General features: G+C 73.0%; 14 protein-coding genes. 5 read left to right on the forward strand and 9 right to left on the reverse strand.

Annotation, left to right across the window (positions count from 1 at the left end; all coding sequences use genetic code 11):
• Positions 1 to 844: 844 nt before the first annotated feature.
• The 3 genes from ACTWLT_RS11010 to ACTWLT_RS11020 are packed head-to-tail and all read right to left on the reverse strand — an operon-like array spanning position 845 to position 3,467.
• Complete coding sequence (locus ACTWLT_RS11010; protein ID WP_445318254.1) at positions 845 to 1,489, reverse strand: response regulator; 645 nt, start codon at positions 1,487 to 1,489, stop codon at positions 845 to 847.
• On the reverse strand, positions 1,480 to 2,637 hold the full coding sequence (locus ACTWLT_RS11015; RefSeq protein WP_445318255.1) for a sensor histidine kinase: 1,158 nt from the start codon (positions 2,635 to 2,637) through the stop codon (positions 1,480 to 1,482). The genes ACTWLT_RS11010 and ACTWLT_RS11015 overlap by 10 nt, the downstream gene beginning before the upstream one ends.
• A gap of 41 nt (positions 2,638 to 2,678) precedes the next feature.
• The gene (locus tag ACTWLT_RS11020) at positions 2,679 to 3,467 is read right to left on the reverse strand and encodes a DedA family protein (RefSeq protein WP_445318256.1); all 789 of its coding nucleotides are present in this window, start codon (positions 3,465 to 3,467) and stop codon (positions 2,679 to 2,681) included.
• An 82-nt stretch (positions 3,468 to 3,549) separates the two neighbouring features.
• Between ACTWLT_RS11020 and ACTWLT_RS11025 the strand changes: the two genes are divergently transcribed.
• Both ACTWLT_RS11025 and ACTWLT_RS11030 read left to right on the forward strand, forming a co-directional pair.
• Complete coding sequence (locus tag ACTWLT_RS11025) at positions 3,550 to 4,266, forward strand: carbon-nitrogen hydrolase family protein (RefSeq protein ID WP_445318437.1); 717 nt, start codon at positions 3,550 to 3,552, stop codon at positions 4,264 to 4,266.
• A gap of 35 nt (positions 4,267 to 4,301) precedes the next feature.
• Positions 4,302 to 5,132: an MOSC domain-containing protein gene (locus ACTWLT_RS11030; protein ID WP_445318257.1), complete on the forward strand. Its 831-nt coding sequence runs from the start codon at positions 4,302 to 4,304 to the stop codon at positions 5,130 to 5,132.
• 30 nt (positions 5,133 to 5,162) lie between these two features.
• On the opposite strand, the gene ACTWLT_RS11035 is transcribed toward ACTWLT_RS11030, so the two are convergent.
• Positions 5,163 to 5,774, reverse strand: a complete 612-nt coding sequence (locus ACTWLT_RS11035) for a TetR/AcrR family transcriptional regulator (RefSeq protein WP_445318258.1) — start codon at positions 5,772 to 5,774, stop codon at positions 5,163 to 5,165.
• 116 nt (positions 5,775 to 5,890) lie between these two features.
• On the opposite strand from ACTWLT_RS11035, the gene ACTWLT_RS11040 reads away from it, so the two are divergent.
• Positions 5,891 to 6,757 (forward strand): SDR family oxidoreductase, encoded by an 867-nt coding sequence (locus ACTWLT_RS11040; protein WP_445318259.1) that lies wholly within the window; start codon positions 5,891 to 5,893, stop codon positions 6,755 to 6,757.
• Between the two features lie 74 nt (positions 6,758 to 6,831).
• Positions 6,832 to 7,272, forward strand: coding sequence for a VOC family protein (locus ACTWLT_RS11045; protein WP_445318260.1), 441 nt, complete (start codon positions 6,832 to 6,834; stop codon positions 7,270 to 7,272).
• A gap of 15 nt (positions 7,273 to 7,287) precedes the next feature.
• On the opposite strand, the gene ACTWLT_RS11050 is transcribed toward ACTWLT_RS11045, so the two are convergent.
• Positions 7,288 to 8,163, reverse strand: coding sequence for an alpha/beta fold hydrolase (locus ACTWLT_RS11050; protein ID WP_445318261.1), 876 nt, complete (start codon positions 8,161 to 8,163; stop codon positions 7,288 to 7,290).
• Between the two features lie 43 nt (positions 8,164 to 8,206).
• Entirely contained in the window at positions 8,207 to 8,704 is a 498-nt protein-coding gene (locus ACTWLT_RS11055) for a GNAT family N-acetyltransferase (protein WP_445318262.1), read from the reverse strand.
• A 79-nt stretch (positions 8,705 to 8,783) separates the two neighbouring features.
• Between ACTWLT_RS11055 and ACTWLT_RS11060 the strand changes: the two genes are divergently transcribed.
• A complete protein-coding gene (locus tag ACTWLT_RS11060; RefSeq protein ID WP_445318263.1) occupies positions 8,784 to 9,308 on the forward strand; it encodes a GNAT family N-acetyltransferase in 525 nt (174 codons plus the stop codon).
• Between the two features lie 13 nt (positions 9,309 to 9,321).
• On the opposite strand, the gene ACTWLT_RS11065 is transcribed toward ACTWLT_RS11060, so the two are convergent.
• From ACTWLT_RS11065 to ACTWLT_RS11075, 3 genes are all read right to left on the reverse strand, one after another.
• Positions 9,322 to 9,954, reverse strand: coding sequence for a histidine phosphatase family protein (locus tag ACTWLT_RS11065; RefSeq protein WP_445318264.1), 633 nt, complete (start codon positions 9,952 to 9,954; stop codon positions 9,322 to 9,324).
• Between the two features lie 33 nt (positions 9,955 to 9,987).
• A complete protein-coding gene (locus ACTWLT_RS11070) occupies positions 9,988 to 11,466 on the reverse strand; it encodes a serine/threonine-protein kinase (RefSeq protein ID WP_445318265.1) in 1,479 nt (492 codons plus the stop codon).
• Between the two features lie 109 nt (positions 11,467 to 11,575).
• Entirely contained in the window at positions 11,576 to 11,779 is a 204-nt protein-coding gene (locus ACTWLT_RS11075; RefSeq protein ID WP_252417490.1) for a hypothetical protein, read from the reverse strand.
• Between the last annotated feature and the right edge of the window lie 2 nt (positions 11,780 to 11,781).

The following is an 11,781-nucleotide window of genomic DNA, read 5'->3' on the forward strand; positions in this document are numbered from 1 at the left end:
AACGGCATAGGGGTGCAAGCACCTCGTCCGGCGCTTCTCCAACACGGGGAAAAAGTCAGTTCGGCGGCTCACGGGCGGGGGGCTCGTGGCGCCGGGTCTGTGTGTAACGACCGCCGGGCCGGGGTCATTCCGGGGGTGGCCCGTCCGCTGGCACCCTGTGGTGCGGTGCTGGTGCGGTCGTTCGGGGATGTGTAACGACCGCCGGGCCGCGGTCATTCCGGGGGTGGCCCATCCACTGGCACCGTGTCGTGCGGTGCTGGTGCGGTCGTTCAGGGGATCTGTAACGATCGGCTATGGCCTGGCATTCCAACCCGGGGGTCGGGGCGGCGGGCCGTGGTGCTGCGATCGTCAGGGTATGTAACCACCCCCGGCCGGCCCCCATTCCGGCGCACGGGTGCACCGGGTCACAGGTCAACGCGGCATGAACCGGACACACGGCCACTTGCGGGTCAGTTCGCCCGACCGTCCAGCGTCACACCGGCCCTAGCGGTGGTGATCGACTCGGTATCCCTGACATCGGGCCATCCCCACCCCCGGGACCCCCCGACACCGTTGACGGCGAGTCGATCACCTCAGAAGGCGACACCCGGCCGGCCTCGACACGACCGGCGATACCTCACAGATATATATATGCCTCACAGGTATCGCGGCCACGACCGCGACCGCCACCCGGTGGGCTTGCTGCCAAGAAAGCCGCCGGGAGGCCACACACGGCCTACCCCAACGCCGGGTGATCGGCGGTGATCGAATCCAGATCACCGAAACCGGGCCATCCTCGGCACCCGGACACCCCGATATCACCGACCGCGAGTCGATCAGGGTGACGCGCGCCGTGCGAGGCGTGTCAGGTGCCCAGGTAGCGCAGCACGGCGAGGATCCGGCGGCTGTAGCCGGCCGTGTGGGCGAGGTCCAGCTTGTCGAAGATGGCGTTGACGTGCTTCTCCACCGCGCTCTGCGACACGTGCAGCCGTTGGGCTATCGCGGCGTTCGTGTGCCCCTGGGCCATCTCGTGCAGCACGTCCCGTTCGCGCGGGGTCAACCGACCGAACGGGTCCGGCCGGTCGGAACCGGCCACCACCTGGCGGACCACCTCCGGGTCGAGCGCGGTACCCCCGGCGGCGACGCGGTCCAGTGCGTCGAGGAAGTCGTCGACCTGGGCGACGCGGTCCTTGAGCAGGTATCCGACCCCCTCGGGACGGTCCGCGAGCAGTCGGCCGGCGTACCGCCGCTCCACGTACTGGGAGAGCACCAGGACGGCCGTGGTGGGCCAGCGCCGGCGGATCTCCAGGGCGGCGCGTAGCCCGTCGTCGGTGTGCGTCGGCGGCATCCGGACGTCGGTGACGACGACGTCGGGACGGCACCGTCCGACCGCCTCGACCAGTTCGTCGGCGGTGCCGACCGCCGCGACCACCTCGTGGTCCTCCTCGGCCAGCAGCCGCGCCAGGCCCTCCCGGAGCAGCGTCGAGTCTTCGGCGAGGACTAGCCGCACGGAAGCTCCGCGAGCACGGTGGTCGGGCCGCCCACCGGGCTGGCCACCCGCAGCCGGCCGTCCAGCGCGGCGACCCGTCGGGTCAGGCCGGACAGTCCGCGCCCGGCCGGGTCCGCACCGCCCACGCCGTCGTCGTGCACGCGCATCCGGACCCACCCCTCCCGTACCCCGATCTCGACGGTGACCAGGCTAGCGGCGGCGTGTTTCGCCGCGTTGGTGAGCGCCTCGCAGGCCACGAAGTACAGCACCGTCTCGATCTGCCGGTCGGGGCGGACCGGCAGATCGCAGCGGATCCGCACCGGCACCTCGGAGCGGCGGGCGACCATGGCGAGCACCTCGCCCAGGTCGCTGCCGTCCAGCGCCGACGGGTAGACCCGCCACGCCACCTCACGCAGCTCCTCGACGGCCCGCTGCACGTCCTCGTGTGCCTGGGCGAGCAGGGCCCGGGTGCGGTCGCTGTCCCGGGCACGTCGGGCCCGGCCGAGCAACATGCCGAGCGCGACCAGCCGCTGCTGGAGCCCGTCGTGCAGGTCGCGCTCGATGCGCTGCCGTTCGGCGTCGACGGCGGCGATGACCCCGGCCCGGCTGGTGGTCAGCTCGCGGACCCGCTGCGTCAGCTCCGCGCGGCTCCCCGGGCCGAGCAGCCGCCGAGCGAGCCGAACGTCCAACGCGGCGACGCTGGCGATGGCCTGGACGTTGAGCAGCAGCAGTACGGCGCCGACGACGACCTGGACCAGCGCGTCGACGAGGCTCAGCTCGCCGCGTACGGTCGCGAGCAGCACGATCCCGGCCAGTACCACGCCGACGCCCAGCACCGCGTATGCCAGGAGGCCGAGCGCGCCCGGCAGCAGCCGGGCGGCCAGGTAGCCGACCTGCCGCCGGGTCACCGCGCCGACCGGCGCGGGCAGCTCACCGGCGGCGAGCAGCCGGGTCAGCCGACGGCGTTCCACGAGCAGCAGCAGTGCGGCGTACCGACTCGTCAGGTCGGCGACCCGGCGGCCCGCCGCGGGCGCGGGCGCGGACACGGCGAGCGCCACGGCCGCGACGGCCAGGAAGACCAGTTCGACGACGGCGGTCGCGGTCCCGGCGGCGACGCCGACCGGCAGCCGCGACCGCTCCGACCAGCGACCGGTCCGACGCTCCCCCACCGCCTGCCGCCCTCGCCCGCCGAGTCCGCCCATTCGCCGGCCTAGCGTTCCTCGGAGGCCCACGAGCCGCCACGGTAGAGCGTGCCGCGACCGCCCGGGTCGGGTACGCCGTGCTCCCAGTGCTCCGAGGCGTCGCTGGTGGCCGCCTCGGGGTCGTGGCCGGCACGGCGGGCCCGCAGCACACGAGACCCGACGAACCAGGCGACGGCCGCCCCGCAGACCACGATCACGACGTTCTGGAGCACGCCGACGTACCCCTCGACGAGGTGCCAGTTGTCGCCGAGCAGGTAGCCGGCCAGCACGAAGGTGGTGTTCCAGATGAGGCTGCCCAGCGTGGTGTAGAGCAGGAAGGTGGTGACGGGCATCCGCTCCACCCCGGCCGGAATGGAGATCAGGCTCCGGAAGATCGGAATCATCCGGCCGAAGAAGACCGCCTTCACGCCGTGCCGGAGGAACCACGCCTCGGTCCGGTCCACGTCGCTGAGCTTCACCAGCGGCAGCCGGGCCACGATGGCGCGCATCCGGTCCCGACCCAGTGACGCGCCGATCAGATAGAGCGCCAGCGCACCCACCACCGAGCCCAGAGTTGTCCAGAAGATCGCGCCGATCAGGCTGATCCGGCCCTGCGCGGCGACGAACCCGGCCAGCGGCAGGATCACCTCGCTCGGGATCGGCGGGAACAGGTTCTCCAGCGCCACTGCCAGGCCGGCACCCGGCCCGCCGAGCCGTTCCACCAGGTCACTGACGTAGCCGACCATTCCATCCTGCGGTGGTTCGGCCGCAGCGGTGGGGGTTCCGGTGGCGAGCACGACGTGGGACGTTCGAATCATGCCCCCACGCTACGAAGTGATCCTGAGAGTCGACCATGAGGTCGACCGCCCGGCCGCGCGGGTCGACCCCAGCCGCGGGGGTGTGGAAGACCGCACCCCGCTGCGGCTCGCGGTGGCGCAGCCGTTGTGCGTACCCCGGGACGTCGCGGCGAACGCGCGGGCGCACGCCGCCGCGGTCCGCGCGGCCCGTGCCCGGGTGGTGCTCTTTCCGGAGCTGTCCCTGACGGGGTACGAGTTGGACGCCCCGGTCGTGCCGGTCGACGACCCCCGACTGACGCCGCTGGTCGAGGCGTGCGCCCAGACCGGCGCGCTGGCCCTGGCCGGCGCGCCGGTCGCCGGTGACCACATCGCGACGCTGGCGGTGACCGGGGCCGGTGCGACCGTGGCGTACCGGAAGATGTGGCTGGGTGACGCGGAGGCCCACCGGTTCCGCCCGGGTGACGCGCCGACCGTGCTCGATGTGGACGGGTGGCGGGTGGGGCTGGCGATCTGCAAGGACACCGGCGTCGCCGCGCACGCGGCGGAGACCGCCGCGCTCGGCATCGACGTCTACGCGGCGGGCGTGCTGGAGTCGGCGACCGACGTGGCCGTGCCGGACCAGCGGGCCCACCGGATCGCCACCACGCACGGGGTGTGGGTGGCGATGGCGAGCTTCGCCGGGTCGACCGGTGGCGGTTACACCGAGGCGGCCGGCCGGTCGGCCATCTGGACGCCGCATGGTGAGCTGCGCGCCCGGACGGGATCCGAGCCGGGAGAGCTGGTCGGCGCCAGCCTCGAATCGACCGCCCGCACCGGGTGAACGGGCCGGCGATCCCGCACGGCTAGGGTGGCGTGGTGGATTCCGGGCGACTGGTGCACCTGCGGCGCTATCCGGTGAAGTCCCTGCTGGGAGAGCGGCTGCCGGCCGCCGAGGTGGGCGCGAGGGGCCTCGCGGGTGACCGCGCGCTGGCCCTGCTGGACAGAGCCACCGGACGGGTGGCCAGCGCCAAGCAACCCCACCGCTGGCGCACCCTGCTCACCCTGCGGGCGGCCGGCGCGGCGCCCGATCAGGTACGGATCACCCTGGCCGACGGTCGGCAGCTGTCGACCGTCGACCCCGACATCGACGTGGCGCTCTCCGCGGCGGCGGGTCGCCCGGTGACGCTGGTCGACTCCGTACCGGCCGACGCCACGCTGCTGCGGTCCCACCCGGACGCGGTGCTGGCCGCCGGATGGACCGACGAGGTCCCGGCGGACGAGAGCCCGCTCGGCTCGGCCGCGCCGGGCACCTTCTTCGACTTCGCTCCGATCCACCTCGTCACCACCGCCACCCTGGACCGCATCGCCACGGACCTTCCGCCCGGCGCCGGAACGGTGCAGCGCTACCGACCCAACCTGGTGCTCGACGCGCCCGGGGAGGCCTTCGCCGAGAACGGGTGGGTCGGCCGCGAGCTACGGATCGGCCCGAGCCTGGTGCTGGCCGTGCTGGCGCCGACGCCGCGCTGCGCGGTGCCGACGCTGGCGCACGGCCCGCTGCCCCGGGAGACCGGGGCGCTGCGGGTGCCTGCGCGGCTGAACCGGGTCGAGCCGCTGCCGGGCCTGGGGCCGCAGCCGTGCGTGGGCGCGTACGCGCGGGTCGTCCGGCCCGGCCGGGTGGCGGAGGGCGATCGCGTCACGGTCGGCTGAGGAACGGGGCCGGTTCGGTCCTCGCCCGGGTCACGCCTCGCGCGGCCGGAGACCGCGCAGTGCCGTGTCGACCACCTGGTCGGCGTAGTCGGAGTTCAGGGGGCCGGTGCGCTGGAGCCACCGGTTGAGGACCGGTCCGAAGAGCATGTCGACGGCCACGTCGAGGTCGATGTCCTCGGCCAACTGCCCCGCGCGTTGGGCGGCGCGCAGCCGGTCCTTCTTGAGCTCCCGCATCGGCTCGTCCAGCCGCTTCGCATAGTCGGCCGCCAGGACGGGATCGTGGACGATCTCGGTGTGCAGGGCACGCATGGGCTGGTCGTAGCGCGGGTCGTCCAGCTCGATGATGGTGGCCCGTAGGACCGCCTTCAGATCGGCAGCCAGGTCGCCGGTGTCGGGCAGTGCGCCGCCCTGCCCGTCCTGCCCCTCCGTGGTGAGCGCGAGGAAGGCGTCGAACAGCAGCGCACCCTTGGAGGGCCACCAGCGGTAGATGGTCTGTTTCCCCACGCCGGCCGCGGCCGCGATGCCCTCGATGCTGAGTTTCGCGTAACCCACCTCGGCGACGAGGTCGAGGGCGGCGGTGAGGATGGCGCGCCGGGCTGTCTCGCTGCGGCGGGTGGAGTCGGGGGCGACCTTCTTGGACACGCGTCCAATCTAGCAAGGAAGAGACGAGACGGTCCGTCTTGACAGTCGGCACTGTGCGGGTAAGGTCATGCAGCAACGAGACGGTACGGTTCGTCTTGCCCGACTGAAGGAGCCTCATGGAAACCTCAGGCACCGCCCCCTCCCGGGTCTGGTTCATCACCGGGGCCAGCCGTGGTCTCGGACGCGCCTTCACCGAGGCGGCGCTCGCCGCCGGTGACCGGGTTGTCGGCGCCGCCCGCGACATCTCCCCACTCGACGATCTCGTCGCCCGACACCCCGACCGCCTGCTGGCACTGCGCCTCGATGTCACCGACCGCTCGGCCGTCTTCGACGGTGTCGACCGGGCCGTCCAGCACTACGGCCGACTCGACATCGTCGTGAACAACGCCGGGGCGCTCTTCGCGGGCATGGTGGAGGAGTTCACCGAAGCCGAGGCCCGTGCCCAACTGGACGTCAACTTCTTCGGCGCGCTCTGGGTCAGCCAGGCCGCCCTGCGGGCGATGCGGGCCCAGGGCAGCGGACACATCGTGCAGATCTCCAGCATCGGTGCGCTCGGCGGTTTCCCCAGCACCGGCCTCTACAGCGCCAGCAAGTTCGCGCTGGAGGGCATGAGCGAGGCGCTGGCCGCCGAGGCCGCCGGGTTCGGTGTCAAGGTCACCATCGTCCAGCCGGGAGGCTACTGGACGGACCTCTACACCAGCAGCACGGCGACCACCCCCGACGCCGCCTACGACTCCCTCCGTGCGGAGTTGGAGAGGCAGTGGGCGGACGGGTCGATCGACAGCGAACCACGGCTGGCCGCCGAGGCGTTGATGACGCTGGTCGCCAGCGACGACCCGCCGCTGCGGCTCCTGTTGGGCAGCATGGTCTACGACCTCGCCTTCGACATCTCCCGACGACGCATGGACACCTGGACCGGCTGGGAAGAGGTGAGTCGTCGGGCGGAGAAGGCCGTCCCGGCCCCGGCTGCCGAGCCGACCTGACCGCTGCCCGGTGACCAGCGTCGGGTATCGCGTTGGTCAGGGACATGTCGTACGGCTCGGGCAGGATCGGCCGCATGGGCCCACTCCCCGCTCGACTGTCCGTCGTGACCCTGGCCGCGCGCGACATCGGCGCGCTGCGCTCGTTCTACCGATCATTGGGCTGGCCCGAGCTGCCATCCAGTGACGACGGCTGGTCGGCGTTCCTGCTGGGCGGCGTCCTGCTCGCGCTCTATCCGCTGCCCGACCTGGCGGCCGAGGCGGCGCCTGGCGCGTCCGATCCGGCCGGTGGCTGGTCCGGCGTCACCCTGGCCTGCAACGTCGACAGCCGCGCGGAGGTCGACACGGCCTTCGCCGCGGCCGTCGCGGCCGGCGCATCGGTGGTGGCCGACCCGACCGACCGGTCCTGGGGTGGGCGCTCGGCCTACATCGCCGATCCCGAGGGCAACCGGTGGGAGATCGCCTGGGCCGGCACGGCCCGCTTCGACGAGCGCGGCGCCCTCACCTCCTTCGGCTGAGTCCTGTCTGGACGGTCAACCGGCGTCCAGCACCTCGCGCAGCCTCGCCGCGAACTCCTCGGGCTTGCCCGCGTAACCGAACTCACCACCGAGGAAACCGCCGTGGTGGCTCGGGAACACCACGGCCTCCTGGCCGAGCAGTGCGGCAAGGCCGAGGGCCGTACGCGCGGTGTACGTCCCCGCCGACTCCTCGCCCACCGCGACCACGACCCGGGTCGATGCAGCGGTGAGCAGGTCGGCGTCGGGGCGGTAGTCGGTGATCGCCCACGAACTCTGCGACAGCAGCGGATCGTCGCGGGTGCCGTCGTCGTCGGTCGGCAGGCCGAACGTCGCCGGGTCGGGCGTGGGTTGGGCGAAGTAGGCGTCGGTGAACTCGCCCTGCCAGGACGTCATCGCGATGAACGCGGCCATGCCCGCGCCGGTGCCCTTCGCCTGGTACGCCTCGTAGAAGCCGGCCCGGGCGCGCTCGGCGGCCGTGGCGTCGGGGAGCACCGCGTTGATCGGCGGCTCGTGCGCCACCAGCGTGACGACGTCGCCGGGGTGGGTCGCGACCAGTTCGAGCGCGGTCACCGCACCGCCGCTGCTGGCGAAGACGTCGACCGGCCCGGCGCCGAGCGCCTCGATCAGCAGGTGCAGGTCGGCCGCCTGCTGCTGCGGCGTGTGGTCGGATCGGCCGTCCTTGCGGATGCTGCGGCCCAGGCCGCGCGGGTCGTAGGTGACCACGGTGCGGTCCGTGAAGTGTGGGGCGAGCGCGCCGAAGCCCTCCGCCGTCATCGGCTGTCCGATCATCAGCAGCGCGGGGTGCCCGCCGGACGGGGGAAGCGGGCCGCGGACGTCGTAGACCAGGTCGACGCCGGGTGCGGCGAGGGTGTGCGTCTGCGTTGTCGTCATGACGGTGAGACTACGGCCGACGGGCACGAATCGGCGTGCTGTGTCAGGAGACGCGCGGCAGCGCGAGCCAGTCCTGCCAGCTGATGTCGCGACCCAGGAAACGGGGCTGCTGGAAGGGCCAGTCGGCGGCTGTCCACTGCGGCACCAGCGCGTCCAGCGCGCGCTCCACCTCGCCGCCGACCAGGTCGTCCACCACCCACCAGGAGATTTCCCCGTCGGAACCGGTGCGCTCGGGTGGGTCGATGTAGACGCAGCCGAGGATGGCCGTCTCCTCCTCGTCCAGCAGCGCGTAGTTGAACGACTGGTGTGCGGCTATCTCCTTCTCGTGCCGCAGCAGGTCGACGCGGTCCTCCTCGTACGTCATCGTCTCGCTCGGCCAGGCCCAGGCCGGGCCGAAGATCTCCCACAGGCGCTCTCGGGAGCCCATCACGGCCGGGTAGTCGAGCGGGGTGTCCGCCTCCCGAATCGGCCGCAGGTGGAGCGCCGTGTCGGGCACGGGCACATGGACGGGGTGGACGAAGTCGTCAGGCAGCCAGCTCATGAGGGCGGAGACTACAACCGTCGTCCGCGGGGTGGTCCAGGCGGCAGGGCGTGGCCGTGACAACGGCTATCGTCGCCGCATGCCCGAGCTGATCGCTCCGACCGTCCGCCTGCACGCCGCCTGGCTGGAGGCGCACGCCGAGTGGGGTCCGGGCCTGCACGAGGACGGTTTCGGGTTGCGGCCCTCCGATGAGGTGCGCTCGCCCGCCGGGTTCGGGGCCTGGGTGAGGCTGCTGGCTGACGAGTCGGACCCCGCGAAGCCGCTGCCCACCGGTCAGGTGCGGTGCACGTACCGATGGATCGTCGAGGGCGACCAGGTTCTCGGCGGGATCGCGCTGCGGCACGAGCTCGACGACTACCTGCTGCGGGTCGCCGGCCACATCGGCTATGGCATCCGACCGTCGGCGCGCCGGCGCGGTTTGGCGACCTGGGCGTTGGGGCGGATGCTCGGTGCGGCGCGGGCGCTCGGCCTCGATCGGGTGCTGGTGACCTGCGAGGTGCACAACGTCGCCTCGGCGCGGACGATCGAGCACCACGGCGGGGTCCTCGAGGACATCCGGGACACCGATCTCGGCGCGGTGCGGCGATACTGGATCAAGCTGTAGGGCTCACCCGCTGTCACAGACCCCCGGTGTCACTGAAGCGGCGCAGGGTCCAGCGGGCCGGCGGCCAGGCGGCGGTGTCGTCGTCGGTGGTCCATTCGGTGATCGATGCCGCGGCCACCCCCAGGTCGAACGCCCGGTAGAGCGGCTGAGCCGCGAGCGCGTGGAACGAACTCTCGACCGTCTCGGTGTGCCCGACCAGCAGCACCGTGGCACCCCGGTGGCGGTGTGCGATCTCGGTGATGGCTCGGCTCACGCGGACGACCAGCTCGGCCCAGCTCTCGTTGCCCCTCTCGAAGGGCCGGAACACGCCCCCGCCCTCGGCCGTGTAGTCCGCCTGGAAACGGGTGATCGGCAGCCCGTCGGCGTACGGCGGCGTGTGCCAGGTGCACAGGCCGCAGTCGGCGACCCCGTTGACGCCCAGCGCCGCGGCGATCGGCTGTGCGGTCTGGACGGCCCGGCGCAGCACGGACGAGTACACCGCGGCCGGCCGGTCGGCGGCCAGATCCACGCCGAGTCTCCGTGCCAACGTGCGCGCCTGGTCGTGGCCCAGGTCGGTCAGGCCCCGGCAACCGTGCGGGCCGCCGACGATCCCCTCGACGTGGTGGACCGACTCGCCATGTCGTACGAAGATCAGCCGCGTCCGCATCGGACCATCATGCCAGCGGCGCTGATGGATGGATCAGTCGTCCGTACGGCCGGTGGAGAAGCGGGCGGCCTGGGTCAGCAGGGTGTCGAGTTGGGCGGCCGTCCGCGCCGACAGCCGGTCCCGGTCCCGGTCCGCCAGCTCGGCGATGCGCTCCCGCAGGTCGGCGACGCGCCTGGCGCGGTCCTTCGACCGGCCGTTCAGATCGGCCAGGTCGTCACGCAGATCCTCGGCGGTCCTCCGGTCGATCTCGCCGCGGGCCTGCGCCTCGGCGAGCACGGAGGCGAACTCGTTGGTCACCTGTCGCAGGCTGACCGGCATCTGCTGACCGACCGTCGAGGGCGCCGGACTGCTGCTTGACGGCGGCGGCGAGGACGGTGCGGCCGGCGTCGGCGAGCCGCTGGTGGATGACGGTGCGGCGGCGCTGGCCGACGGCGTGTCGGCGGCCTGCGACGAGTCGGGCGGGTCGATGCTCTGGGAGAGCAGCGCGCCGAGGCCGACCAGTGCCGCGAGACCGGCGGCGACCAGCACGGCGAGGGGTCGCCGTGACCGTCGCCGGCGCGGTGCGGCATCGGCGGGCACGGGGTGGGGGCGGGCCGCCGAGCGATCGATCAGGGTGGGCGGGTGGGCCAGGTTGACCGACGCCGGGAGGCGCAGCATCTCGGTGGGCGGCTCGACGGGCTGGCCGGCACCGAACCGGATCGCCAGCTGCGCGGCGGTCGGCCGGCGGGCCGGGTCGGCGGCCAGGCAGGCGACGGTCAGCTCGGCGATGTCGGTCGGCAGGCCGGACACCCGCAGCGGCGGCACCGGAGTGCCCCGCCGGTGCACCTCCAGCGCGTCCTCCCAGCTCTGCACGGGCAGCGGCGCCTCCCCGGTGAGGGTGCGGTAGAGCAGGGCACCGAGGGCGTAGACGTCGCTGGCCGGGTCCGGCGGGCCGGCGGCCAGCCGCTCCGGGGCGAAGTAGGCCGGCGTGCCCATCAGGGGCTCGCCGGCCTGGCCGCCGAGTGGGTGGTGCGGCCCACCGAGGGCGGCGATGCCGAAGTCGAGCACCTTGGCACCGGTGTCGGTGAGCATGATGTTGCCGGGCTTGATGTCGCGGTGCACCACGCCGATGCGGTGCGCGGCGGCCAGCGCCGCCGCGATCTGCCCGGCCACCCGGATCGCCTCCGGCCAGGGCAGCGGCCCGGTCCGGAGCCGGTCGGCGAGGTTGTGCCCGTCGACCAGTTCCATGACCAGGTACGGCACCACCACGCCGCCGGCCAGGGTCGCCTCGGCGTAGTCGTACACCTGGGTCACGTGCGGGTGGGTCAGCCGGGCGGCCGCGCGGGCCTCCCGTTGGATGGTGGCCCGCAACTGCGGGTCGGCGGCGAGCTGCCCGGCGAGCACCTTGACCGCGACCGGTCGGCCGAGCACCTCGTCGTCGGCCCGCCACACCTCGGACATGCCGCCGAGGCCGATCCGCTCGTGCAGCACGTAGCGGTCGTGGAGGCGGAGGGTGGGCGTGAACGGTGACATGGCCACACCAGTCTGCCTGGCTGTGTCCCGCTCGACCACCCAGCGTGCCTGGTCCCGACCGACTCCTCCCGTGCGTACCGAAATGACCGGTGCCGCTGGCCGGATCAGGCTACGAGCAGCGGGTCACGGTGGGCAGCGGTCGCGGCTGGATCCGGTCGGCGAGCCGGCGCAGGGCGACGGCGGTGGCCTGCCGGGTCGGGGCGAGCAACGCCGGGCGAACGCGTTCGACCTGGACCGGGGCGTCCGGGCGGGCCGAGTTGACGTGTCGGTTCACCGCGTCGAGGGCGGCGAAGTATCCGGTCGAGTGTTCCATGG

The organism is Micromonospora yongxingensis, from assembly GCF_052601155.1.